The sequence below is a fragment of the Mesorhizobium sp. WSM4821 genome, from assembly GCF_055901555.1.
The window spans coordinates 4,893,148-4,916,676 of the sequence record NZ_CM148371.1; the positions used below are offsets into that span (position 1 = coordinate 4,893,148).

Sequence of the window (23,529 nt, forward strand, 5' to 3'; positions counted from 1 at the left end):
CGGTCTCCTTCCGTCCCGCTGATATCAAAGCCCCTTGGCGATTTCCTCGAGCTGGTCGGCGCACTGGCCCCAACCCTCGTGAAAGCCCATTTTCTCGTGCGCTTCGCGATCGGCGACGGACCAATGCGCAACCCGGGCGACGTAGCGGGTCCTGCCCTCGCCCTCATCCTCGAAGGTCAGCACGACCGTCATGAACGGCTTTTCGGACGGCTCCCACGCCTTCGTGTAGGCGTCGGTGAGAACGATCTTCTTGCCCGGTACGACTTCAAGGAACACGCCGGGATTCGGGAATTCATTGCCGTCGGGCCCCGCCATGACGGCCAGGCTGGAGCCGCCGGTGCGCACGTCCATTTCGGCGCGCGGCGTCGTCCACGGCTTTGGCGCGAACCATTGCGTCACGAGTTCCGGCTCGGTCCAGCAGCGATAGACGTTCTCGCGCGGCGCATCGATGATGCGGGCAAGAACCAGTTCACGGTCGGAGCCGGCGGCGATGTCGAGCTTGGTGGTCATGGTGGTCCTCACTTGCTTGCAAAAAAGTTGGCTTGAATTCCGGTATCCGTCTCAAGGACGAGCGGGCAACGCGCAGCCCGACACGGTCCCGCGAAAAATTTCGCCAGGCCGATTCAGGCGGACGGCTGAATGAAGAAACTAGTGGCGCTTGGCTTGCACCAGATAGGCATCGATGTCGGTCTCGCCGAGCCACTTCGCCGCTTCCAGCCGGTGCAGGCCTTCGACCAGGATATGACGCTTGCCGTCATGGCGCACCTGGATCGGCGTCTTCATGCCGTTTTCCAGAATGTCCTCGGCCAGATGCCGGACGGTATCGGGATGCAGCGTCTTCCTGCGCGCGGCCGGCACATAGATGTCGTCCACCCTGACCTTTTGCACTCTCAGCATGTCGTCTCCCGTGGCAGGAAAGGCCGCCGCACATGGATAGGCTGTTTAGCTTGCGAGGCCAAGGGCGACCGCCGGCAATGGCTGGCCCGATCGTTTCCAATTGACGCTTGGCAGGTGGATGGCCGAAATGACGGCCTCCAACCCCTTACAGGCGTTTATGACTCATCTGCCTACAGAATTCCCAGATTTCGGCCTGACACCCAACCAGCGCCGGCAAGCGGTGCGCGGCCATTATTACGAATGGCCGGGCATGGACGGCGAACGCGGCGAGATCTGGTGCTACAGCGACCGGTTTTCATACCGCCGGGGCGAGACGGTGGCGCTGCATGTCAGCTCGACGGCCTCCAGCTTCAGCATGGTGATCGTCCGCGACGGCGGCACCGAAACGAAGGTGTTCGAGAAGGCTGGCATCGCGGCGCGCTGGCAGGATACGCCCGACCAATGTTCGGTCGAGGGCTGCGGCTGGGGCGCGTCGTTTGAATTCCGCATCGGCGACGACTGGCCGTCCGGAGCCTACCGCGTCACGCTGACGGCGGACGGCCGCGACGGCAAGCCGATCCACTGCCACCATCTTTTCATCGTCAGCCCGCAACCCGGCAAGAAACGCGGTCGTGTGCTGCAGGTTGCAGCTACGGGCACATGGCTTTCCTACAACACCTGGGGCGGCTCGAACCATTATCAGGGCATCACCGGCACGAACCGCGACCAGTATGCGCCTGAAGTGTCGACGCAGCGGCCGTGGTGCCGCGGCTTCGTCGTGCTGCCGAAGGAGGCGCCGCGCGTGCCGCTCGAGGTCGCCGTGCCACCGAAGACCATACCGCGCTATCCGCATATGGAATGGGCCTTCGCCACCGGCCATTCGAAAAAATACGCCTCGTCCGGCTGGGCAAGTTACGACAGCCACTTCTTCCGCTTCGCCGAGCGTGCCGGCTATGCCGTCGATCTCGCCAGCCAGCACGATTTGCATTTCTCGCCCGAAATCCTCGACGGCTACGACTGCGTCGTCTTCGTCGGCCACGACGAATACTGGACCTGGGAGATGCGCGACGCGGTCGATGCCTATCTCGAACGCGGCGGTCATGCGGCGCGCTTCGCCGGCAATTTCATGTGGCAGACCAGGCTGGAGGACGAGGGCAGCCGGCAAGTCTGCTACAAGGACCGCGCCCGTGCCGAGGATCCGGCCTATCGAGGCGGCGACGTGAGGCGCGCCACCAATTCCTGGGAAGCACCCGAAATCGGCCGACCGGGTGCCACGACGTTCGGGCTCAACGCGACCAAGGGTCTCTACGCCGGCTGGGGCGGTTGCGCGCCGCGCGGCGTGCGCGGCTTTCCGGTCTACCGTCCGGAGCATTGGGCCTTCGCCGGCACGGGCATCTACTACGGCGACCTGCTCGGCGCCGACAGTCATGTCTATGGCTATGAGGTCGACGGGCTCGACTTCGAGACCCGCGGCGGCCTGCCCTACCCCACGCCCGACAGCGGCGCACCGGATGGGCTGCAAATTCTCGCCGTCGGGATGGCGAGCCAGGTCGAGGAGAGCGCCGATATCGCATTCGAGGACCAGTTTCTCGGCGACGAGGACGGCCGTTTCACCGCCGAAACGCTGTTCGGCGAGGCGAGCGACGCCAATCTCGACAAAGTCAAGCGCGGCAACGGCATGATCGTCAGTTTCCCGCGCGGCAAGGGCGAGGTGTTCCACGCCGGAAGCTGCGAATGGGTCGCCGGCCTGCTAAGGCAAGACGCGATGGTCGAGCGCGTCACCAAAAATGTTCTCGACCGTTATCTTGGAAAGCCCTGACATGCTGAAATCCCAACTCCCTGCCTCGGATCCCGAGGCGCGCCCGCCCTCGCATCTGTTCTATCTGTCCAGCTTGCGCCGGCCGCTGGTCGATCGTGCCGAAGGCATCTATATCTGGACGCAGGACGGCCGTCGTTTCATCGACGGATCGAGCGGACCGATGGTCGCCAATATCGGTCATTCCAACCGCAACGTGCTCGACGCGATGAAGCGCCAGATGGACCGCGCCACCTTCGCCTACCGGCTGCATTTCGAGAACGAACCGGCCGAGGAGCTCGCGCGGCAACTGGCCGCCAAACTCCCAGAAGGCTTGGACCGGATCTTCTTCGTCTCGGGCGGCTCGGAAGCGACGGAATCCTGCGTCAAGCTGGCGCGGCAATGGGCCGTCACCACCGGCCAGGCCAGCCGCTGGAAGGTGATCACGCGTTTTCCCTCCTATCATGGCGGCACGCTCGGCGCGCTCGCCGTCACCGGCGACGATGCGCTGGCCGAAACCTTTGCGCCGATGATGCAGGTCATGCCGACCGTGCCGGCGCCTGTCGCCTGGCGCGACCGCGACAATCTCTCGATGGAACAGCGCGGCATCCGCTACGCCGACATGCTGGAGGAGAAGATCCTCGCCGAGGGACCGGACAGCGTGCTCGCCTTCATCATGGAGCCGGTCGGCGGCGCTGCCACGGCGGCGCTGGTGGCGCCGGACAGCTACTACCCGCGCATCCGCGAAATCTGCGATCGTTACGGCATCCTGCTCATCCATGATGAAGTGATGAGTGGAGCGGGCCGCACCGGAAAATTCCTCGGCGGCGATCACTGGAACTGCAGACCCGACATCGTCGCGCTGTCGAAGGGCCTGGGCTCTGGCTATGCGCCGCTCGGCGCGCTGGCGGCACCGATGCGGCTGGTGCAGCCGCTGCTCGCCTCCGGCGGGTTCCAGCATGGCCACACTTATGCCGGCAATCCGCTCGCCTGCGCCGCCGGGCTCGCCGTGCTTGGCGAAATGGACCGCCTCGACCTGATCGCCAATGCCGCTGACATGGGCGACCTTTTGATCGCCGAGCTGAAGGGGCTGGCGAAGCGGTTTCCATTCATCGCCGACGTGCGCGGCAAGGGCCTGCTCCTAGGTGCCGAAATGGTCGCCGATCCCGATACGCTGAAACCGATCGCGCCGGCGAACAAGGCCACCCAGCGGCTGCTCGACCTCGCCTATGAGAGGGGGCTGATCATCTATGGACGAAAGGTCAAGGGTGGCGTCGACGGCGACAATTTCATGGTGGCGCCGCCGATGATCGTCACACGAGAGCAGGTCGGCGAGATCGTCGCCATCATCGGCGACTCGCTGCAGGTGCTGGCCGGCGAACTCGACCTGCCGGTCGAAGGCTGAAAATGGCGCCGCGAAAAGTCATCATCACCTGCGCCGTCACCGGGTCGGTGCACACGCCTTCAATGTCGCCGCATCTGCCGGTAACGCCGGACGAGATCGCCGCGGAGGCGATCGCGGCCGCCGAAGCCGGCGCTTCGATCCTGCACCTTCACGCCCGCGATCCCAGTGACGGGCGGCCGACCGCCGACCCCGACGTGTTCATGCAGTTCCTGCCACGGATCAAGCAAGCGACCGACGCGGTGATCAACATCACCACCGGCGGCTCCTCGCTGATGACGCTCGACCAGCGTCTGGCGGCACCGCTCAGGGCCGAGCCCGAAATGTGCTCGCTCAACATGGGTTCGATGAATTTCGCGCTGTTCCCGATGCTCGACCGGCCAAGAGAGTGGCAGCACGAGTGGGAACCCAAGCTGCTGGAAGCTACACGCGACACGATCTTCAAGAACACCTTCGCCGACATGGAAACCGTGCTCGACAGACTTGGAAAGGGCTGCGGCACACGTTTCGAATTCGAGTGCTACGATGTCGGCCACCTCTATTCGCTGGCGCATTTCCGCGACCGGGGACTGGTGTCGGGACCCATGTTCATCCAGTTCGTGTTCGGCATTCTGGGCGGTATCGGCGCCGACCCCGAGAACCTGATCCACATGAAGCGCATCGCCGACAAATTGTTCGGCGACAGCTACCAGTTTTCGGTGCTGGCCGCCGGACGCCACCAGATGCCGATGATCTCGATCGCGGCGGCGATGGGCGGCAATGTCCGCGTCGGGCTGGAGGACAGCCTTTACGACGGCCGCCGGCTGGCCAAGTCCAATGCCGACCAGGTGCGCCGTGTCCGCAGCGTGCTCGATGGGCTGTCGCTCGACGTCGCCACGCCCGCCGAGGCGCGCGAGATGCTGGCGCTCAAGGGCGGTGACAGGGTAGCGTTCTGAGATGGTTATGGCCTGAGATGCTTGCGATCCTTCCCACCCCCCTCTGTCCTGCCGGACATCTCCCCTGCAAGGGGGGAGATCGGATACCGCCCCGGCTTTCGCTAATCACTAGCGTTGCAGGATGGGAAGCGAGATCGAAGCTGCCAATCTCCCCCCTAGCGGGGGAGATGTCCGGCAGGACAGAGGGGGGTGCCTGGGCGCCTCGCCTGTCGTGACCGATCCAACTTCAAAAGACATTCTCATCCGCTCCGGCACCATCGAGGACGTCGACACCATCCACACTGCGCTCTTGCGGCTTGGCGACGATATCGGCGCGCATCAGGAGATCACCTCGACGGCCGAAGACCTTCGCGCCTATGGCTTTGGCGAGAAGCCAGCCTTCTCGACGCTGATTGCGGAAGTCGGCGGCGAGTTCGCCGGCCTGTGCCTGCATTTCCCGATCTTCTCGACCTGGATGGGACGGCCCGGCGTCTATGTGCAGGACCTCTATGTCGAGGACCGGTTTCGCGGCCGCAGGATCGGCGAACGCCTGCTGCGGCGTGTCGCGCGAGAATGCCGGAAAGATGGCGGCGTCTACCTCAGACTGTCCGTCGATACCGACAATAAGGCCGCCAAGGCTTTTTACGAAAGGCTGGGCATTGCCTGGTCAAGCTACGAGCAGGTGCAGAAGATCGTCGGCGAGGCCTTCTTCGCTTTCGCCGATGCGTCCGAGGATGGGGAGAGCAAATGAAAGCCTTTTATGCTCAGGAACAGAAGCGCCACGATTCCAAGGCGTTCCTCTCCAGCGGTGCGCAGAAACCCAATCCGGAAAAGCCGGAACGCGTCGAACGGCTGCTCACCGGCGCCAGGGCCGCCGGCTGCACGATTGAGCGGCCGAGGGATCATGGGCTTGGTCCGGTTGCTGCGGTGCATACGCCCGAATATCTCGATTTTCTCGAGCACATCTTCGCGCGCTGGCAGCGCATCGAAGGCGCTTCGGCTGAAGTGATCCCCAACATCCACCCGATCGCGCGGAACGGCTCCTATCCGGCCTCGGCGGTCGGCCAGGCCGGCTACCACATGGCCGATACCGCTTGCCCGATCTCCGGCGAGACCTGGCAGAGCGCGCTGTGGAGCGCCTGGAGCGCGGTCGAAGCCGCCGAGGCGGTGATGGCGGGCGCGCCGGCCGCCTATGCGCTGTGCCGCCCGCCCGGCCACCACGCCTTTGCCGACGTCGCCGGCGGCTTCTGCTTCATCAACAATTCGGCGGTCGCGGCGCAAACCTTGCGCAAGCAAGCTGTGCGGGTGGCGATCCTCGACGTCGACCTGCATCACGGCAACGGCACGCAAGGCATTTTCTATACGAGGCCGGACGTGCTCACCGTCTCGCTGCATGCCGATCCGGTGCGCTTCTATCCGTTCTTCTGGGGTCATGCCGACGAGCGCGGCGACGGCGCCGGCCTCGGCTACAATCTCAATCTGCCGCTGGCTCGCAAATCCGGCGATGCCGCGTTTCTCGAAGGGCTGGACATGGCGTTCCAGCGTATCCGCGCCTTTGCGCCGGAAGCGCTGGTGGTGGCGCTTGGCCTCGACGCCTTCGAAGGCGATCCGTTCGGCGGGCTGTCGGTGACGACGCCGGGCTTCTCGCGCATCGGCGAGGCTATCGCCGGCCTCGGCCTGCCGACGGTGATCGTCCAGGAAGGCGGCTATCTCTGCGACGAACTCGGCGACAACCTGACCGCGTTCCTCACCGGCTTCGGAGGCGGCATGAGGCGGTAGCTTTGCTCGCCGAGTCAGGACCGCTGCTGTCGCAGCATCGCGATGACGCGATGCACGCTCTCCAGCGTCTCGTCGATCTCGGTAGCGGTATTGTAGTGGGCGATGCCGATTCGCACGACGCCTTGCTCGGCCGGGATGCCGAGCTGGTGGACGATCTCCCAGGCGTAATTGTGGCCGGACCACAGGAAGATGTTTTCCGCATTCATCTGCCGCACGATCGTCTCCGGCGCCATGCCGTCGACGGTGAACGATACCGTCGGTACGCGCTCCCCGATACGCGCCGGATCGGTGATGCCGTGGATCATCAGGCCTGAGATGTCCGACAGGCCGTCGATCAGCCTTTGCGCCAGCGGGTTCTCGTAAGCGATTGATCTTTCGAACGCCTTGGCGATCCTGACGCGGCGCGAACCACCATCGCCTGCCTCTATGCCCAGCTCCGAAAGATAATCGATCGCAGCCGTCAGTCCGGCCATCAGCTCGATCTGCGGCGTGCCAAGCTCGAACCGCTCCGGCAGAGCGTCGGACGAACAGCGGCATTTGTACGGTTTCAGAGCGTCGATGACATCCAGCCTGCCCCACAGGATGCCCATATGCGGGCCGAAGATTTTATAGGCCGAGCAGATCAGGAAGTCGCAACCGATATCCCTGACGTCGATCAGGCCGTGCGGCGCGAACTGCACGGCGTCGACATAGACCAGCGCTCCGGCCTGCTTGGCGATGCGGGTCAGCGCCTTCACCGGATTGATCGAGCCGGTCAGATTGCTGGCATAATTCAAGGCGACGAGCCGCGTCCTGTGGGTGAGCAGCGCGGCAAGCGCCTTCTCCTCGATCTGCCAGCTCTGCTGGTTGAAAGGCAGCCAGCGCACGACGAGACCAAGGTCTTCCGCCAGTTGCAGCCAGGGCGACACATTGCCTTCGTGGTCCATGCGGGTGAGGATGATCTCGTCGCCGGGCTTCATCGTGCGGCCGAGCGTGCGCGACATGTGGTAGGTCAGCGTCGTCATGTTGGCGCCGATGACGATCTCCTGCGGACTCGCAGCACCGAGCAAATCGGCCATCGCCATATGGGCGTCTTCGACGACCTGTTGCGCCGCGATCGTGGTTTCGAAGAAGCCGCCGAGATTGGCATTGGTGGTCAGCAGGCAGCGTGACACCGCGTCGGCAACCGCCTGCGGCACCTGCGTGCCGGCCGGGTTGTCGAGGTAGATGCGGCGGCGGCCCTTGTCGGTCAGCGATAGTGCCGGAAATTTCCCGCGCACAACCTCGATCGGAAAATTCACTTCTGTCCCCCTCCACTTGTAATTATTGGAAAATTACAATCTGCTCACGGACAGGGATTGCCGACGCGCTGGTGGATTGCATCGACCGCCTTCTGCATGTCCTCGGTCCAGACGACATCGGCGGAAGACAGCGCCATTTCGAGCTGTGCGATGGTCGTCGCCCCGATAATACTCGAGGTGACGAAATGCCGGCTCGCGACATAGGCGTTGGCGAACAGCGCCGGCTCCATGCCGAAAGAGCGCGCCAGCTCATTGTATTCCAGCAGCGCTTCCGCGGCATTCGGCGTCTCGTAGCGCTGGCCGCGGTTGAAAAGCTGAGAACGCGAGCCCAGCGGCCGCGCGCCATGATCATACTTGCCGCTCAGATAGCCTTGCGCCAACGGCGAATAGGCGAGCATGGAAACCTGTTCGCGCTCGCAGACCTCGGCGAGATTCACCTCGAAGGTGCGGTTCACGAAATTATAGGCGTTCTGCAGCGACACCGGGCGCGGACCGAGGCCTTTGTCGGCTTCGCCGATGAAGCGCATGACGCCCCAGGAGCTCTCGTTCGACAGGCCGAAACAGCGGATCTTGCCTGCCTTCACCAGTTCGTCGAAGACGGCGAGCGTCTCGGCGATCGGCGCCTCGCCGGCCGGCGCGTCGACGGAATCGGCCCGGAGCGCTACGGCACCGACGCGGTTCGGATTGGCGCCCCACGGCACAGCGCGCTCCGGCCAGTGGACCTGATAGAGATCGATGTAATCGGAGTTGAGCCTAGTCAGCGATTTTTCGACCGCATCGAAGATATCGGCGCGCACCAGCTTCGACGGCCGCCCGCCGCGGAACCATGTATTGGCGGTGCGACCAACTACCTTCGAGGCGAGGATCACTTGATCGCGATTGCGCTTCGCCTTCATCCAGTTGCCGATGATCGTCTCGGTCCGGCCTTGCGTTTCCGGCTTGGGCGGGATCGGGTAAAGCTCGGCGGTGTCGATGAAATTGACGCCGCGCGAAAAGGCTATGTCCATCTGGGCATGGCCGTCCGCTTCGGTATTCTGCTGGCCCCATGTCATCGATCCCAGGCAAATCTGGGAAACAAGAAGATCGGTCCGACCGAGGCGGCGTTTGTGCATGGAATTTTCTCCGGTGGGAATTTTATGCGGCTGCGCGGGAGGAAGCTTCAGCATACAGGAAGACGCGGGCTGTCTCCAAGCCCGCTGCCAGTGGGCCAGCGACTTTTCCAGACGCCGAAGCAAGAGCGTTCGATGTGGTCAAAAATCAAAGTGGCATGGCTGCCATGCAAATGCTGCACTGCACAATTGTCATCATTTGCTTATATTGAGGCTTGGGGAGGACCAACCAGGGGCTTGAATCATGGGTTTCCTCACTGAAATGTTCGCCCGTCCGCGTCCGCAGGAACATCTGCGCTACCGCGCGGCTCTGGCGCTGCTTCATTCGATGAGCAATGCCGACCGTGCGGACATCGGCATCAAACCGGCCGACTTCCCGCGCGTCGCTCGCGAAATGTCCTCACGCTAGCCAAGTCGTGCGATATCCCGGCTCGACCGGGATATTGCCTCGCCAGTTCTTCAACGCGATCCCATGAAAATCGCCTTGCTCAGCGGCACGCCATTGTGGCGCAGGATGTCGTAGGCGGTGGTCACGTGGAAATAAAAGTTGGGCATGGCGAGATGCAGCAGATACTGAATGCCGGCCATCGAGAATTCGCGTTGACCAAGCTTCAACTCGATCGTTCTATCATCGGAGCCGTCCATATCGGCAGGCGAGAATGTCGCCAGATGGTCGACGGTCTTGGCGATGCGCGCCTGGAGATCGGCGAAGCTCGCCTCGTTGTCTTCGTACTTCGGCACCTCACGGCCGGCCAGCCGCGATGGCGCGCCCTTGGCGTGGTCGGTGGCGATCTGTACCTGCCTGGTCAGCGCATACATGTCCGGCGCCAGTCTTGAGGTCAAGAACACCTGCGGATCGATCTTGCGGTCGAGCGCATTCTGCTCGGCGATGTTCAGTACGTTGGATAGCGCCTTCAACCTGGTCGAAAACACCGGCACGGATGCCTCGTACATCGATATGGTCACGTGAGTTTCTCCTGTTCGGCCGGAACATTGACGGCGGGAGGTAGCGCCTTCCCAAGCGATTCTTCAAGCGTCACCGCGTCGCCGCAATCGGTATGATAGAGTTTCCTTGTCAGGTGGAGATTCCCGATGAGACGCGCTTTCTTTGCAGCGACCGCTTTTTTCTCCCTTGCCGTGACAGGCCAATCAGTGCACGCCGCCGAAGCGCCCTACATCGATGACAGATCGGACGCCGAAGCGGTCATCCGTTCGCTCTACAGCGCCATCAACCGGCAAGAATTCGCGCGCGCCTGGGACTATTTCGGCGACGCCAAGCCGGCAAAGGATTTCGATGCCTTCGTCAAGGGTTATGACGGGACCGACAAGGTCGAGGTCAAAACCGGCGGCGTGTCGGAAGACGGCGCGGCCGGCAGCATCTACTACAATGTCCCCGTCGCCATCCGGGCAACGGCGAAGGACGGTACCGAACATGTCTTCGCCGGTTGCTACACGCTGCGCCAGGTCAATGCCTCGATCCAGGAACCGCCGTTCCGCTCGATCTTCATCGACAAGGGCGCGCTGAAGCCGGCTAAGGCTGATTTCGAGAACGCCGTGCCGGAAAGCTGCGGCGACGGCCCGCCGCCGCCGAAGAAGGATGCGGCGCTGGAGCAGGCCAAGAAGGCGTTTGCAGCGACCTATGGCGAACAATGCGACAAGGAAATGCCTGGTGGCGATCCCTTGGGAGAGCCGGACGCCTACCCCCTGCGCTACAAGGATGCCGGTGCAGCAAGCGACGAGCCCGAACGCGAGACCCGGCTGTTCCGATTCTTCTGTTCGATGGCCGCCTACAATGAGAGTGCCGTCTATTACATCGCCGACGACGTATCGGGCGTCCGGCAGCTGCAGTTCGCCTCGCCGGAGCTCGACATTCACTATGAGAACGACAATAGCGAAGGCAAGGTCGAGGCGATCAACGTCGTCGGCTTCCAGACCGATGACCAGCTGGTCAATTCCGGATATGACGACGCTACCAAGACGATCTCGTCCCTCAGCAAGTGGCGCGGCATCGGCGATGCCTCGTCGGCCGGCACCTATCTGTTCCGCCATGGCAATTTCTCGCTGGTGCAGTACGATGTCGATGCCTCCTATGACGGCGAGGTCAACCCGGAGACCGTGCTCGACTACAACACCGCGCCTTAAGGGGCCTTCGACAGCATCCAGTTGAGCGTGCCGCGCCAGTCCGCCATGCGGATCGGCGTGCCGTGCGTACCCGTCTCGAAGCGGACGAAGCGGGCCGGATAGCCCTTCGATCTGGCGAGGATGGAGCGGAAGAAGGCCTCCTGTTTCTCGACTGGAAACACCGGATCCTTGCTTCCCTGGCCGAAGAAGACCGGAATACGCCGCTTGAAAGCCGGGCTCGAGAAGAAACTCTCATCCCACAGCGAGCCGAGCAGCAGCAACCCATCGATGCGGCCGCCCATATCCTTGCGGGCGGCGAGCTCCCAGCACAGCGCGCCGCCCATCGAGCCACAGGCAACGAATATCTTCGCGCCCGGCGATTGTTCGGCATAGTGGCCGATCAGCGCGGCGAGCTGGGCCGCGCCGGTATCGCCGAAGTCGGAGAAGTCCGGCGACAGATAGAGGCCGCCATTACCGGCCATCAGGTTCTTGATCCGGTTGAAATTGCCGCCGAACGTGAAGTCGTCGACGCCCTGCTTTCTGCTGCCGCCCTGCCCGTGCAAATAGAGCACGATAATGCCGGCGCCTTGCGTGCGGCCGACGGCGACGTGGCGGATATTGCCGGCGCCGGTTTTCAGCAGCAGATCCTGCTGCACCTTGCGCACACCAGTGTCGACATACTGCGCATGCGCGCGCCGCTCCGGCACTTTGTCGCGGGCGTTGATGTCGCGCAACTCACGATAGTCGATGACCGTATAGGCGCCGTTGTCCTGGGAAGAGAGCGTGGCCGGATAGGCGAACAGATCATCCTTGAAGGGTTTCAGCGTGAGAACGTCGGCGTAAGCGGCAGAAGAAAAAAAGAAAAACATCGAAGTCAGAAGGGCGCGGGCCCCCCTCTGGGGTGAATGCGCAAAGGCGGGCGGAAGGAAACGGAAAGCCATGCCAAAGGCATCGTTTTTCGGCCTCGGTTTGTCAATCCTGCAGCACGCCGCCGGCGCCTTCCAGCGCTTCGCGCGTATCGACATCGATGGACGCAGCCTTGCCGATCTCGACATCGACGACATCGAGCCCCTCGGCCTCGACCAGATGGCGCGCGCCGGTATCGCCTTCGAGATGAGCGATCGCCGGAAACAGCGAACGCGGCAGCAGCACCGGGTTGCCGCGCTTTCCCGCATACGAGGCGCGCACGACCGATCGGCCTTCGGATTTGCGGAATGCGTCGATCAGCCTGTCGAGGTCATTCGACGAGACGCCAGGCATGTCGCCAAGCACGATCATCGCGCCGGCAGCGTCGTCGGCAACCCGCACGATACCGGCCTTCAGCGACGAAGATAGGCCGTCAGCGAAATCCGGATTATCGGCGAGGGTCACGTCAAGGCCAGACAACGCCGCGCGTACACGCTCGCGCTGATGGCCGGTGACGACGATCGTATCAGAGGCTTTCGAGCCGAGCGCGCGTTCGGCGGTGCGACGGACCAGGGGCTTGCCGTCGAACAGCGCCAGCAGCTTGTTCGGTCCGCCCATCCGGCTGGAGCGGCCAGCGGCCAGCAGCACGACATCGACCTTCAACGCGGCCCTGGCCGGCAGCGGCTCGCGCGGCTGCGGCCGCGTCGGGATTTCCATCAGCAGCCCGCCGACGCCCATGCCGGCAATGTCCTTGGCCGTCACGTCGAGGCCGGCGATCAGTCGGTCGAGCACCCAGTCGAAGCCGTTCTCCTTGGGGCTGCGGGCGCAGCCCGGCGCGCCAATGACGCGCTTGCCACCAAGCGTGCCGAGCACCAGCAGGTTGCCGGGATCGACCGGCATGCCGGCACGGACGACGGTACCGCCAGCCTTCTCGATCGCCGCCGGGACGACGTCACCAAAATCGCTCATCGCCGAGGCGCCGAAGATCACCACCATGTCGTTTTCGCGCGCCAGCGCGGCCGCAGCGTCAGCCACGGGCGCAATTTCGTGCGGTGTGCGGCGCTCCGCCGCCAGCCGGCCGCCGGAGCGCGCCAGGCGCGCTTCGGTGACGCGCAAGGTCTTGTCGAGCACGCTCGGCTTGATGCCGGGCAGGACTGTCTGGATGACACCGACGCGCACCGGCCGATAGGCGTTGACGGCAAAGACCTCGCCGCTGGCGCAGATCCTTGCCACCGCGTCGACGAGCACGGAGCCGACCGCGAAGGGAATGATCTTCACCGTCGCGACCATCTGGCCTTTTTCGACCGGCGCATGCTGCGCCAGCGTGGCGATGGTGATGGTCGGATCGACGGCATTGATGGCGTCGATCATCGTCGCATCGACGGTGAAGATGCCGGCGGCCCGGGCGTGGAGGTTGACCCGGCCGGTCGCGGCGGGCTTGGCCTCGATGTCGCGATGGATCATGCTTTCAGCGATTTTTTCGGCGGCGGCGTCCTCGCTCAAATCGTCGGGAGCAAGAACGGCCGCAACGACCTCCGAAATCCCCGCTGCCTTGAGCAAGGATACATCGTCGGCGCTCAGCCTGTGTGCCTTGCGCAGCCGCCGTTCTCCGGCGGTGGTCGCGTGCGCCAGCACCGCGCCTTCGGCCGTGTCGATCGGGATCGAGCCGAATTTCACGCCGCCGCGTCCCTGGTTTCCAGGCCACGCGAGCGAAAGGCCTGGATCGCCTGCGCCAGCACCGCCACGGCGATCTCGGCCGGGCTCGCGGCGCCGATGTCCAAGCCGATCGGCGCATGGATGCGGGCGATCTGGTCGGCGGTCGCGCCCAATGCCAGCAGGCGCTCGACACGCTTCGCATGGGTCTTGCGGCTGCCGAGCGCCCCAACATAGAAGCAGTTGGCGTCGAGCGCCGCCTTGAGCGCGAAATCGTCGATCTTCGGATCATGGGTAACGGCGGCCAGCGCCGTGTAGCTGTCGAGCGGCTGGCGCGCCAGCACATCCTCCGGCCATTCGGCATGCAGCGCGACGTCGGGAAAGCGGTCTGCGGTGGCAAAGGCGGTGCGCGGATCGACTATCTCGACGGGGTAGCCGGCGATCCTGGCCATCGGCGCCAATGCCTGGCTGATATGAACGGCGCCGATCACCAACAGGCGCGGCTGCGGCAGGTAGGCGTTGAGAAAGAAGGTCCGCCCCTCCGCCTCGACCGACCCGGAATTGCCTGATCGAAACGCCTTCGCGGTCGCAACGCCCAATTCGCCGGCGACCTGATCGCCTTCACGCACGATGCGGTCGCGGCCGTCGCCGAGATCGGTGACCAGGATCGCCGCGCGGCGGGCGCGGCGCTCGGCGTTCAGCGTCTTCAGCGCATGAGGATCCATCTGAGATCAGCCCAACCGCTCGACATAGACCTTGATACGGCCGCCGCAGGACAGGCCGACCTGCCAGGCGGTTTCGTCGGCAACGCCGAATTCCAGCATCTTCGCCTTGCCGCTTTCGATCACGTCGACCGCCTCGGCCACCACCGCGCCTTCGACACAGCCTCCAGAGACGGACCCCTGGAAATTGCCTTCCGCGTCGATGACAAGATGGCTGCCGACCGGACGCGGCGCCGAGCCCCAGGTCTCGACCACTGTAGCGACCGCGACGTTCTTGCCGTCCCTCATCCAGCCTTCCGCGACGATCAGCGGATCGCGGGCCTCATCCAGATAAAAGCTGTTTTCCATCACTGTTTCTCCCGGAGAAAACATATGGCTATGCGGCGTCTCTCGCGCCACCCTCAATCCACCGGCGCGGATCGACCGACCGTGTCGACTTCTTGTCCAGCGAGGCGCACAGATCGGCGAGCGCATCAAGATTGTGCACCGAACGGAATTCGTCGACATGCGGCAGCATTGCTTTGACGCCGCGGGCACGGGCCTCGAAGCCATCGAAGCGCAGCAGCGGGTTCAGCCAGATCAGCCGCCGGCAGGACTTGTGCAGGCGCTCAATTTCTTCCGCCAGCCCAGCGACGTCATCGCGCTCCAGCCCGTCGGTGATCAGGAGAACCACGGCGCCCTGTCCCAGCACGCGCCGCGACCACAACCGGTTGAATTCGGCCAGCGTATCGCCGATGCGGGTGCCGCCCGACCAGTCCTTCACCGCCGCCGAACAGTCGGCGAGTGCCGCGTCGGGATCGCGATGGCGCATCTGCCGCGTCAGGTTGGTGAGCCGTGTGCCGAAGACGAAGGCATGCACGCGCCGGCGCTTTTCCGTCAGAGCATGCAGAAAATGCAGGAAGATGCGCGTGTACTGGCTCATCGAACCGGAAATGTCGGCAAGCACGACCAGCGGCGGATGCACCTCACGCGGCGATCGGAATTTCGGCAGGATCAATTCGCCGCCGGTGCGCGCGGCGGAACGCATCATGGCGCGCGGATCGATGCGGCGGCCATGCGCGTCGGATTTGAAGCGCCGCGTCCTGACCATGTCGAAGGGAAGCCGCAACTCGGCGATCGCCTTCTTGGCGTCGGCCATCTCGGCGGCGTTCATCTGGGCAAAATCCTTACCCCTCAGCACCTCGTTGCCGGAAAAGGTGAAGCGCGCGTCGACCTCGATCTCCGGGATTTCCTGCACCGGCTGGTTTTTCTGATGGCCCTCGAACATCGCCTGGCTGACGCGGTTCTCGGCCGCGCGGGGTTTTTGCTTCTCTTTGTTATCGGGCGCCACCGGCGAAAACATCGCCAGCATCTTTTCGATCAGCTCGCGCGATTTCCAGAACAGCCGGAAAGTCTCGTCGAAGGTGGGATGGTCCTCGTGCCGCGACACCAGCACGGCATGCAGCGTCCAGTAGAAATCGTCGCGGGAACCTATGCCGGCGGCCAGCACCGCCTCGATCGCATCCTTGACCGAGGCCGGCCCGACCCGCATGCCGGCCTTGCGCAAGGTGCGGGCGAAATAGACGATGTTGTCGGCGATCCGCCCGTCCGGCGTGGCCTCCTTCGGTTCGGGACGCGGCGCTGCCATTGCCTACTCCGCCGCCGAAAGCTCGGCCTTCACCTCGTTGAGGATGCGCCGGCCTTCGCCCTGTTCGATACGGGCAATGTCGTCCTGGTATTTCAGCAGCACGCCGATCGTGTCGGAAACGGTTTCCGGGTCGAGCGCCACCTTGTCGAGTTCGGTCAGCGCGCCGGCCCAGTCGATGGTCTCGGCGACGCCTGGGACCTTGAACAGCTCGATCTGACGCAGCTTCTGGATGAATGAAACAACCTCGGCCGACAGCCGGCTGTTGGCCTGCGGCACCTTTCTGCGCACGATCTCAAGTTCGCGCTCGGCATTCGGATAATCGACCCAGTGATAGAGGCAGCGCCGCTTCAGCGCGTCGTGGATCTCGCGGGTGCGGTTGGTGGTGATGATGACGATCGGCGGCTCCTCCGCCTTGATCGTGCCGAGCTCGGGCACCGTCACCTGGAAGTCCGACAGGATTTCGAGCAGGAACGCCTCGAAGGCTTCGTCGGTGCGGTCGAGCTCGTCGATCAGGAAGACCGGGGCGGCGCCCACCTTGCCCGTCAGTGCGTCGAGCACCGGGCGACGAATCAGGTATTTTTCGGAGAATACGTTGCGCTCCATGTCGGAGCGATCGACCTTACCGGCCGCCTCCTCCATGCGAATCTCGATCATCTGCGCGGCGTAGTTCCACTCGTAGACGGCGGACGAGACATCGAGACCTTCATAGCACTGCAGGCGGATCAGCCGGCGGCCGAGCGCTTGCGCCAGCACCTTGGCGATCTCGGTCTTGCCAACGCCGGCCTCGCCCTCGAGGAACAGCGGCCGCTTCATGCGCAGCGACAAAAACAGCACGGTCGCCAGCGACCGGTCCGCCACATAGTCCGCCCCGGTCAGGAGATCGAGCGTCTCGTCGATCGTCCGCGGCGCGGGGCGCGGTTTCAACTCGGTCATTCTCTCTCCGTGAGCGCAGCCATACCCATCACAGAACGTGGTAGCCGCGGTCGTGATAGATCAGCGGCCGCAAATTATCGCCGATGCGCAGGCCTGTCACCTTGCCAAAAAGCACACGGTGCGTAGCCAGATCCTTGATGTCGACCAGTTCGCAGTCGAACACGGCGAGCGCGCCTTTCAGTGTTGGCGCACCGGTCGAGATCACATCCCACTCGCCCAACGCGAAACGTTCCTCGACGGGCAGGCCGGTGAGGCCGGAAAAGCCGACCGACAGCGCCTCCTGATGCGAAGCCAGCGTGTTCAAGGCGAACTTGCCGTTTTTCACGAACGGCTCGTTCTTGGGATTTTCGCGATTGAGACAAACCAGGATGGTCGGCGGCGCGTCCGAGACCGAACAGGCCGCAATGACAGTCGCACCTCGCCTGCCGGCGGGACCATCGGTGGTGACCACATGGACGTGGCCGGCAAAATGGCTCATCGCGTCGCGATAGGCCTGCGGCCCTATGTCGTTCTTCTTCAGCACCGGCGATTTCCATGGTTGGAAGCGAGATGAACCCCAGCGTTATATATGGCGGCATATTGCATGCACAAGCGAAGTGGTTGACATGCATCCTGAATTTCGCGTGTTGCGCGGAAGCTAACCAGCCTTTAGGTCTTGGCGGGAAACGGTGCCGGCAAACACGCGACCGGCGCGGAGGATTTCTTCGCTCGCATGCTACCCAGGACAACGACAATAGCGGTGCTGGCCTGGCTGTCTCTCGCCGGCAATGCCGGTGCTGAGACGCTGCTGATCGGCGTCGCAGCACCATTATCCGGCCCGTCGGCTCTCCTCGGCAAGCAGATCGAGGCGGGCGCCGACCTGGCGGCAAAGGCGAACGGCGCCGAGATCAAGACGGTCGACGACGCCTGCACGGCCGATGGTGGGGCTGCCGCAGCGAGGGAATTCGTAGCGGCGAAAGTCGGCGTGGTCGTAGGCTTCCTCTGCACCGAGGCGATCGAGGCGGCGCTGCCGATCCTGAAGGACGCCAACATACCGGCCATCACCGTCGGCGTGCGCACCGAAAGCCTGACCGACCGCCGCGCCAAGACCGGCTGGCCGGTCTTTCGTCTCGGGCCGCGCGGCGATGACGAGCGCAATGCCGTCGCCTCCATCCTCACCCGCCAATGGCAGAACGAACTGTTCGCCATCGTAGACGACGGCACGATCTATGGCCGCGAGATCGCCGAGACGCTTCGGGCAGCGGCCGAACAGGCGGCGCTGAAACCGGTGTTCGTCGACACGTTCCGGCCGCAGCTCGACAACCAGATTGGGCTGATCGGGCGGCTGAAGAGAGCCGGCGCCACGCATGTCTTCGCCGGCGGCGACGGCGACGACATCGCCATCATGGGCCGCGACGCCGGCCAACTCGATGCCGGCATCACCTTTGCCGGCGGCGAAGCACTGCGCGCTCCACCCGGCGCCGTGCCCTATGCGACGGGCACGCTCATCATCGCGCCGCCCGAATGGGCCGATGCTGCCGCACCCAAAGTGCTCGAGAGCTTTACCGCACAAAAGATCGAGCCGGACGGCTACACGCTGCCGGCCTATGCGGCGGTCGAGATCGCCAGGGCGGCCGCGGACCTGGCGGAAACCTCCGGCAGGCCACTGGCCGATGCGCTCACCGGGCATGACTTCAGTACGGCGATCGGGCCGATCCGCTTTGACGGCAAGGGCGACTTGACCCAAAACCTCTATAGGGTCTTCCGTTTCAACGGCGCGCAATTCGTGCCAGCGGAGGTCAGATGATGTTTCGTACAGGGCCGCGCAATCTCATCACCGATGTCGCCGGCCTGCGTGTCGGCAACGCTTCCGATGTGAGGCTGAAGTCCGGCGTGACCACCGTGCTGTGTGACGAACCGGCGGTGGCCGGTGTCCAGATCCTGGGCGGTGCACCGGGCACCCGCGAGACCGACCTGCTCGAGCCGCACAATTCGATCGAGGCGATCCATGCCGTGGTGCTTTCGGGCGGCTCGGCCTATGGCCTCGACGCCGCCTCCGGCGTACAGGCGGCACTGCGCGAAAGGGGCATCGGCGTGGAGGTCGGCGGCTTTCGCGTGCCGATCCTGCCGGCGGCGATCCTGTTCGACCTGCGCAATGGCGGCGATAAGGACTGGGGCCGTTATCCACCCTACCGTGACCTTGGCTATGAAGCGGCGCAGGCGGTCGGCATCGACTTTCCGCTGGGTACGGTCGGCGCGGGTACGGGTGCGCTGAGTTCCGGCCTGAAGGGCGGTCTCGGCTCGGCTTCGACGGTCCTCGACAGCGGCGTCACCATCGGCGCACTCGCGGCCGCCAATCCGATCGGCTCGGTGACGATCGCCCGCAGCAGGCACTTCTGGGCAGCGCCCTTCGAAATCGGCGACGAGTTCGGCGGGCTTGGCTATCCCTCGCCTATTCCAGACGATGCGAGAAAACTGAAGTTCCGCGACAAGCAGGTGGGCGGCAACACCACGATCGCCGTCATCGCCACGGATGCCGTTCTCACCAAGGCCGCCGCAAAACGCCTAGCCATATCGGCCCATGACGGCTTTGTCCGAGCGATTTGGCCGACGCACACGCCGGCCGACGGCGATCTGGTCTTCGCGCTGGCGACTGGCAAGAGCGGCATCGAGCTCGCGCCCAACGACGCCATCGACCTTTACGCAGCGGCCGGCGCCACCATGGCGCGCGCCATCAGCCGTGGCGTCTTTGCCGCAACGCCAGCCGACGGCGACCTGTTTCCGGTCTGGTCGTCGCGCTGAATGCGCACTATGGGCCGTAATCAAATGGCCCCGTGTTCAGGTGGGATCGGATTTTTCTTCCTCGAAGGTGACCGCGACATCCGAGTTTGCGGACAGCCGCACTTTCTGACCCTCGACCTCGGCAACGAGACTGAGGGGAATGAAGTGGTGATGCCCTCTGTGGGCGCCCTCGCCGCTGTCGCGCTTGGTCAACTTGATTCGTTGTCCCTCAACTTTGTCGACAGTGCCGACATGGACGCCGTCGGCGCCGATCACTTCCATATGTTCGCGAATTCTGGCTGCATCGGTCATTATCGGGTCTCCATTTGAAGCTGCCGACAATAACAAATAACGGCACGATTGGATGCATCGGCTTCGGGTTTCATACCGCACGACGTTTTGATCGCATCGTGATAGGGGGATTGAAACGAGCTCTGCTGCCGGATTGGAAAAAAGCATGCGAATCCTTGTCCTGTTTGCCGTTTCCCTCCTTGCCCAGTTTGCAACTTCTCTGGCCGCCCAAGCCGGTGATGTCGCCGAGCTTGAAATCCTGGGCTTCACCGGGGATGGCGGCGTCTTTGCCTTCGAGGAATACGGCGTCCAGGACGGATCGGGATTTCCCTACGCCAATCGCTATTATATCGACACTGCCGACGACAGTTTTCTCAAGGGCACGCCGATCAAGGTGCGGCTTGACGACGACACCGCAACGCTCGACGCGGCGCGCCTTGCGGCCCGGGAAAAAGGCGAAGCGATCGTCAGCCAGCACGAGCTGGCCGCGAACCGCGGCATCACCGCCGGCTACAACCCGGTGACCGAACTGTCGGCCGATCCGTTCCGCATGGTGGTCAACCCGCGTCCGATCTTTTCGCCGGTCGACGACGCGCTCGAGTTCCGGCTCGACGAGATCGGCATGAACAACACCGAAATCTGCCAGAGCCAGGGCGATATCAACGGCTTTCGCCTGCTGCGCATCGAGGCGAAAGACGGCGGCAAGACTGAGCTTCTGCACGAGGACAAGTCGATCCCCAAAAGCAGGGGCTGTCCCAACGGCTACCGGATCGGCGCGGTGCAGACGTTCTCCTTGCAGGGCCTCAGCGCCTATGCCGTGCTGATCGCGGTGCGCCAGTACGGCTTCGAAGGGCCGGACTATCGCTGGATTGCAGTGACCGGCCGGCTGTGACGCCGCTCCCCGTCATACGCAGCCGCGTCCTGGATCGCATCCGCAACGCCTTGCCGTCGCCGGGCGCTGCGATTTGCGGCGCGCTGCTGTGGGCCGGGGCGATGGGCACCAGCGCGCTCGTCAATCTGCTGTTGGACGATTGGGAGACCGCGGCAAGGATCCGCTTCGTCTCGTTGCTCTACGCGGCAGGCGGTGCGCTCGCCTTTCCGGTTGGCCTGTTCTTGGCACGGTTCGTCTCGCTCGGACGGCATTGGGAGGTGGCCTTGGCGGCCGCGTTCGTCTGCCTTCTCGTCGCTACGATCGGCTTCACCGGTGGGCTCTTTGCGCTGCACTACCGTTCCTACTATGTCCAATGGCATGCACCGGCACTGACCATCGCCTGGTCCATCCAGTTCGTGCACACCGTGGCGACGGCGTTCTATCAATTCGTCGTTCTGGGCATCCGGCTTTATTTTCCGCTCGGTTTCATCGCGCTCGCTCTCGCCAGCATCTGGTTTGCGCGGCGGCAGCGTTGAGCATTTTGTCTGCCTCTGTTACGACGCGGGCGAACGCCCTCGCACGTCAGGACTGACCGATGATCCCTCGCTACTCCCGGCCGGAAATGGTGGCCATCTGGTCGCCCGAAACCCGCTTCCGCATCTGGTTCGAGATCGAGGCCTACGCTTGCGACGCACTGGCCGAGCTCGGCGTGATCCCGAAGGAAGCCGTCAAAACCATCTGGGAAAAGGGCGGGGCCGCTAAGTTTGACGTCGAGGCCATCGACGAGATCGAGCGCGTGACCAAGCACGACGTCATCGCCTTCCTCACCCATCTCGGTGAATTCGTCGGGCCGGATGCCCGCTTCATCCATCAGGGCATGACGTCCTCGGACGTTCTCGACACCTGCTTTGCCGTGCAGCTTACTCGCGCCAGCGACATCCTGCTCGCCGACATCGACGGGCTGCTTGCGGCGCTCAAGCGTCGTGCCTTCGAACACAAGGACACCGTCACCATCGGGCGCAGCCACGGCATCCATGCCGAGCCGACGACCTTCGGCGTCAAGCTGGCGCAGGCCTATGCCGAATTCTCGCGCTGCCGTGAGCGGCTGGTGCACGCGCGAGAGGATATAGCGACCTGCGCGATATCAGGCGCTGTCGGCACCTTCGCCAACATCGATCCCTATGTCGAAGAATACGTGGCGAAGAAACTCGGATTGAAGCCGGAGCCGGTGTCGACGCAGGTGATCCCGCGCGACCGTCACGCCATGTTCTTCGCGACGCTCGGTGTCATCGCCTCGTCGATCGAACGGCTGGCGATCGAGATCCGCCACCTGCAGCGCACCGAGGTGCTGGAGGCGGAAGAATATTTTTCGCCCGGACAAAAGGGCTCGTCGGCGATGCCGCACAAGCGCAACCCGGTGCTGACCGAAAACCTCACCGGGCTTGCGCGCATGGTGCGCTCCTTCGCGCTGCCGGCGATGGAGAATGTGGCGCTTTGGCACGAGCGCGACATCTCGCATTCGTCGGTCGAGCGCATGATTGGGCCGGATGCGACTGTCACGCTCGATTTCGCGCTGTCTCGGCTGACCAGCGTCGTCGACAGATTGCTCGTCTACCCCGACAACATGATGAAGAACATGAACAAGTTCCACGGCCTCGTGCATTCGCAGCGCGTGCTGCTCGCGCTGACCCAGGCGGGCGTCAGCCGTGAGGACGCCTACCGGCTGGTGCAGCGAAACGCCATGAAAGTGTGGGAGCAAGGCGCTGATTTCCTTGAGGAACTGCTCGCCGACAACGAGGTCACAGCAGCCTTGCCCGAAGCCGATATCCGTGAGAAGTTCGACCTTGGCTATCATACCAAGCATGTCGACACGATCTTCAAGCGCGTGTTCGGAGAGGCGTGATGATTTCGGCGACCGGAGATTTCGATTTTCTCGCCTTGCCAGGGCGCGGCAATTCCGGACCAGATCACTGGATGTCGCACTGGTGCCGGGCGTTCCCCAATTCGAGCCGCGTGCTGCAAGCCGAATGGGACAGGCCCAACCCCGAGGACTGGATTGGCCGGGTGGACGCCGCAATTGCCGCGGCACCTCGACGCGTTGTGCTGCTTGCGCATTCGCTGGCGGTGGCGACGGCGGTGAAGTGGGCCGCCAGCGCCAGCGAAAGCCAACTCAACAGGGTTGCAGGGGCATTGCTCGTTGCGGCGACCAATATCGAGGACCCTGATCAGTCCTTCGATCTGGTTCGTCCCTTCGCGCCGATGCCGCTGAAACGCCTGCCCTTTCCGACGCTGGTGGTGGCCAGCCGAACGGATCCGCGCGTCACCTTCGACCAGGCGACCGCCTTCGCCGCTGCCTGGGGCGCAGACCTCGCCGACGCCGGCGATCTCGGCCATATGGGGAACGAGACCCGCCTCGGCCTTTGGCCGGCGGGCCTGCTCATGCTCGGCCGCCTGTTGGAAAAGGCCCGCCTCTAACAGACTTCCGAAACG

At 63.8% G+C, this 23,529-nt stretch carries 26 protein-coding genes; 13 read left to right on the forward strand and 13 right to left on the reverse strand.

The features are described 5' to 3' along the window. Nucleotides 1-24: 24 nt before the first annotated feature. Both AC0NID_RS23910 and AC0NID_RS23915 read right to left on the reverse strand, forming a co-directional pair. Nucleotides 25-510: an SRPBCC family protein gene (locus AC0NID_RS23910; RefSeq protein ID WP_473453099.1), complete on the reverse strand. Its 486-nt coding sequence runs from the start codon at nt 508-510 to the stop codon at nt 25-27. A 138-nt stretch (nt 511-648) separates the two neighbouring features. Continuing rightward, nucleotides 649-897, reverse strand: coding sequence for a ParB N-terminal domain-containing protein (locus AC0NID_RS23915; RefSeq protein WP_473453098.1), 249 nt, complete (start codon nt 895-897; stop codon nt 649-651). A 157-nt stretch (nt 898-1,054) separates the two neighbouring features. Between AC0NID_RS23915 and AC0NID_RS23920 the strand changes: the two genes are divergently transcribed. From AC0NID_RS23920 to AC0NID_RS23940, 5 genes are all read left to right on the forward strand, one after another. Further along, nucleotides 1,055-2,695, forward strand: coding sequence for a N,N-dimethylformamidase beta subunit family domain-containing protein (locus tag AC0NID_RS23920; protein ID WP_473453097.1), 1,641 nt, complete (start codon nt 1,055-1,057; stop codon nt 2,693-2,695). A gap of 1 nt (nt 2,696) precedes the next feature. Beyond that, nucleotides 2,697-4,076, forward strand: a complete 1,380-nt coding sequence (locus AC0NID_RS23925; RefSeq protein WP_473453096.1) for an aminotransferase family protein — start codon at nt 2,697-2,699, stop codon at nt 4,074-4,076. Between the two features lie 2 nt (nt 4,077-4,078). Next, on the forward strand, nt 4,079-5,008 hold the full coding sequence (kce, locus tag AC0NID_RS23930; RefSeq protein WP_473453095.1) for a 3,5-dioxohexanoate:acetyl-CoA acetone transferase: 930 nt from the start codon (nt 4,079-4,081) through the stop codon (nt 5,006-5,008). Nucleotides 5,009-5,219: 211 nt separating this feature from the next. Next, nucleotides 5,220-5,738, forward strand: a complete 519-nt coding sequence (locus tag AC0NID_RS23935; protein ID WP_473453094.1) for a GNAT family N-acetyltransferase — start codon at nt 5,220-5,222, stop codon at nt 5,736-5,738. Continuing rightward, nucleotides 5,735-6,766 carry a histone deacetylase family protein gene (locus AC0NID_RS23940; protein ID WP_473453093.1) on the forward strand — a complete coding sequence of 344 codons (1,032 nt, stop codon included), beginning with the start codon at nt 5,735-5,737 and terminating at the stop codon, nt 6,764-6,766. The genes AC0NID_RS23935 and AC0NID_RS23940 overlap by 4 nt, the downstream gene beginning before the upstream one ends. A 14-nt stretch (nt 6,767-6,780) precedes the next feature. Here the strand turns inward: AC0NID_RS23940 and AC0NID_RS23945 are convergent, their stop codons facing one another. Together AC0NID_RS23945 and AC0NID_RS23950 are read right to left on the reverse strand one after the other, a co-directional pair. Continuing rightward, a complete protein-coding gene (locus AC0NID_RS23945) occupies nt 6,781-8,046 on the reverse strand; it encodes a cysteine desulfurase-like protein (protein WP_473453092.1) in 1,266 nt (421 codons plus the stop codon). Between the two features lie 44 nt (nt 8,047-8,090). Next, the gene (locus AC0NID_RS23950) at nt 8,091-9,158 is read right to left on the reverse strand and encodes an aldo/keto reductase (RefSeq protein ID WP_473453091.1); all 1,068 of its coding nucleotides are present in this window, start codon (nt 9,156-9,158) and stop codon (nt 8,091-8,093) included. A gap of 241 nt (nt 9,159-9,399) precedes the next feature. Between AC0NID_RS23950 and AC0NID_RS23955 the strand changes: the two genes are divergently transcribed. After that, a complete protein-coding gene (locus tag AC0NID_RS23955; RefSeq protein ID WP_023798224.1) occupies nt 9,400-9,564 on the forward strand; it encodes a hypothetical protein in 165 nt (54 codons plus the stop codon). A gap of 50 nt (nt 9,565-9,614) precedes the next feature. Here the strand turns inward: AC0NID_RS23955 and AC0NID_RS23960 are convergent, their stop codons facing one another. Then, nucleotides 9,615-10,121 (reverse strand): DUF1993 domain-containing protein, encoded by a 507-nt coding sequence (locus AC0NID_RS23960; RefSeq protein WP_473453090.1) that lies wholly within the window; start codon nt 10,119-10,121, stop codon nt 9,615-9,617. A 126-nt stretch (nt 10,122-10,247) separates the two neighbouring features. Between AC0NID_RS23960 and AC0NID_RS23965 the strand changes: the two genes are divergently transcribed. Beyond that, nucleotides 10,248-11,297, forward strand: a complete 1,050-nt coding sequence (locus AC0NID_RS23965; protein WP_473453089.1) for a DUF1176 domain-containing protein — start codon at nt 10,248-10,250, stop codon at nt 11,295-11,297. Here AC0NID_RS23965 and AC0NID_RS23970 read toward each other — a convergent pair. From AC0NID_RS23970 to AC0NID_RS24000, 7 genes are all read right to left on the reverse strand, one after another. After that, a complete protein-coding gene (locus tag AC0NID_RS23970) occupies nt 11,294-12,145 on the reverse strand; it encodes an alpha/beta hydrolase (RefSeq protein ID WP_473453088.1) in 852 nt (283 codons plus the stop codon). The two genes, AC0NID_RS23965 and AC0NID_RS23970, sit on opposite strands and share 4 nt — an antisense overlap. Nucleotides 12,146-12,248: 103 nt before the next feature. After that, complete coding sequence (locus AC0NID_RS23975; protein WP_473453087.1) at nt 12,249-13,859, reverse strand: NTP transferase domain-containing protein; 1,611 nt, start codon at nt 13,857-13,859, stop codon at nt 12,249-12,251. Beyond that, a complete protein-coding gene (locus AC0NID_RS23980; protein WP_473453086.1) occupies nt 13,856-14,560 on the reverse strand; it encodes an XdhC family protein in 705 nt (234 codons plus the stop codon). Before AC0NID_RS23980 ends, AC0NID_RS23975 begins: the two co-directional genes overlap by 4 nt. 6 nt (nt 14,561-14,566) lie before the next feature. After that, complete coding sequence (locus tag AC0NID_RS23985) at nt 14,567-14,905, reverse strand: XdhC family protein (RefSeq protein WP_473453085.1); 339 nt, start codon at nt 14,903-14,905, stop codon at nt 14,567-14,569. Between the two features lie 28 nt (nt 14,906-14,933). Next, the gene (locus AC0NID_RS23990; protein WP_473453084.1) at nt 14,934-16,184 is read right to left on the reverse strand and encodes a vWA domain-containing protein; all 1,251 of its coding nucleotides are present in this window, start codon (nt 16,182-16,184) and stop codon (nt 14,934-14,936) included. A 3-nt stretch (nt 16,185-16,187) separates the two neighbouring features. Next, nucleotides 16,188-17,117 carry an AAA family ATPase gene (locus AC0NID_RS23995; protein ID WP_473453083.1) on the reverse strand — a complete coding sequence of 310 codons (930 nt, stop codon included), beginning with the start codon at nt 17,115-17,117 and terminating at the stop codon, nt 16,188-16,190. Between the two features lie 28 nt (nt 17,118-17,145). Then, nucleotides 17,146-17,640, reverse strand: a complete 495-nt coding sequence (locus AC0NID_RS24000) for a flavin reductase (protein WP_473453082.1) — start codon at nt 17,638-17,640, stop codon at nt 17,146-17,148. Nucleotides 17,641-17,829: 189 nt separating this feature from the next. On the opposite strand from AC0NID_RS24000, the gene AC0NID_RS24005 reads away from it, so the two are divergent. Both AC0NID_RS24005 and AC0NID_RS24010 read left to right on the forward strand, forming a co-directional pair. After that, complete coding sequence (locus tag AC0NID_RS24005) at nt 17,830-18,903, forward strand: branched-chain amino acid ABC transporter substrate-binding protein (protein WP_473453081.1); 1,074 nt, start codon at nt 17,830-17,832, stop codon at nt 18,901-18,903. Next, entirely contained in the window at nt 18,903-19,898 is a 996-nt protein-coding gene (locus tag AC0NID_RS24010; RefSeq protein WP_473453326.1) for a P1 family peptidase, read from the forward strand. Before AC0NID_RS24005 ends, AC0NID_RS24010 begins: the two co-directional genes overlap by 1 nt. A 36-nt stretch (nt 19,899-19,934) precedes the next feature. Here AC0NID_RS24010 and AC0NID_RS24015 read toward each other — a convergent pair whose 3' ends face one another. After that, nucleotides 19,935-20,189 carry a DUF2171 domain-containing protein gene (locus AC0NID_RS24015; protein ID WP_029353687.1) on the reverse strand — a complete coding sequence of 85 codons (255 nt, stop codon included), beginning with the start codon at nt 20,187-20,189 and terminating at the stop codon, nt 19,935-19,937. Nucleotides 20,190-20,334: 145 nt separating this feature from the next. Here AC0NID_RS24015 and AC0NID_RS24020 point away from each other — a divergent pair, with 145 nt between their 5' ends. Genes AC0NID_RS24020 through AC0NID_RS24035 form a run of 4 tightly spaced genes read left to right on the forward strand, consistent with a single transcriptional unit; the run spans nt 20,335 to nt 23,514 of the window. Continuing rightward, the gene (locus tag AC0NID_RS24020) at nt 20,335-21,060 is read left to right on the forward strand and encodes a DUF2259 domain-containing protein (RefSeq protein WP_473453080.1); all 726 of its coding nucleotides are present in this window, start codon (nt 20,335-20,337) and stop codon (nt 21,058-21,060) included. Further along, nucleotides 21,057-21,575: a hypothetical protein gene (locus tag AC0NID_RS24025; RefSeq protein WP_473453079.1), complete on the forward strand. Its 519-nt coding sequence runs from the start codon at nt 21,057-21,059 to the stop codon at nt 21,573-21,575. The genes AC0NID_RS24020 and AC0NID_RS24025 overlap by 4 nt, the downstream gene beginning before the upstream one ends. Before the next feature lie 59 nt (nt 21,576-21,634). Then, entirely contained in the window at nt 21,635-22,942 is a 1,308-nt protein-coding gene (gene purB, locus AC0NID_RS24030) for an adenylosuccinate lyase (RefSeq protein ID WP_473453078.1), read from the forward strand. Then, the gene (locus AC0NID_RS24035; RefSeq protein ID WP_473453077.1) at nt 22,942-23,514 is read left to right on the forward strand and encodes an RBBP9/YdeN family alpha/beta hydrolase; all 573 of its coding nucleotides are present in this window, start codon (nt 22,942-22,944) and stop codon (nt 23,512-23,514) included. Before purB ends, AC0NID_RS24035 begins: the two co-directional genes overlap by 1 nt. Nucleotides 23,515-23,529: the final 15 nt, after the last annotated feature.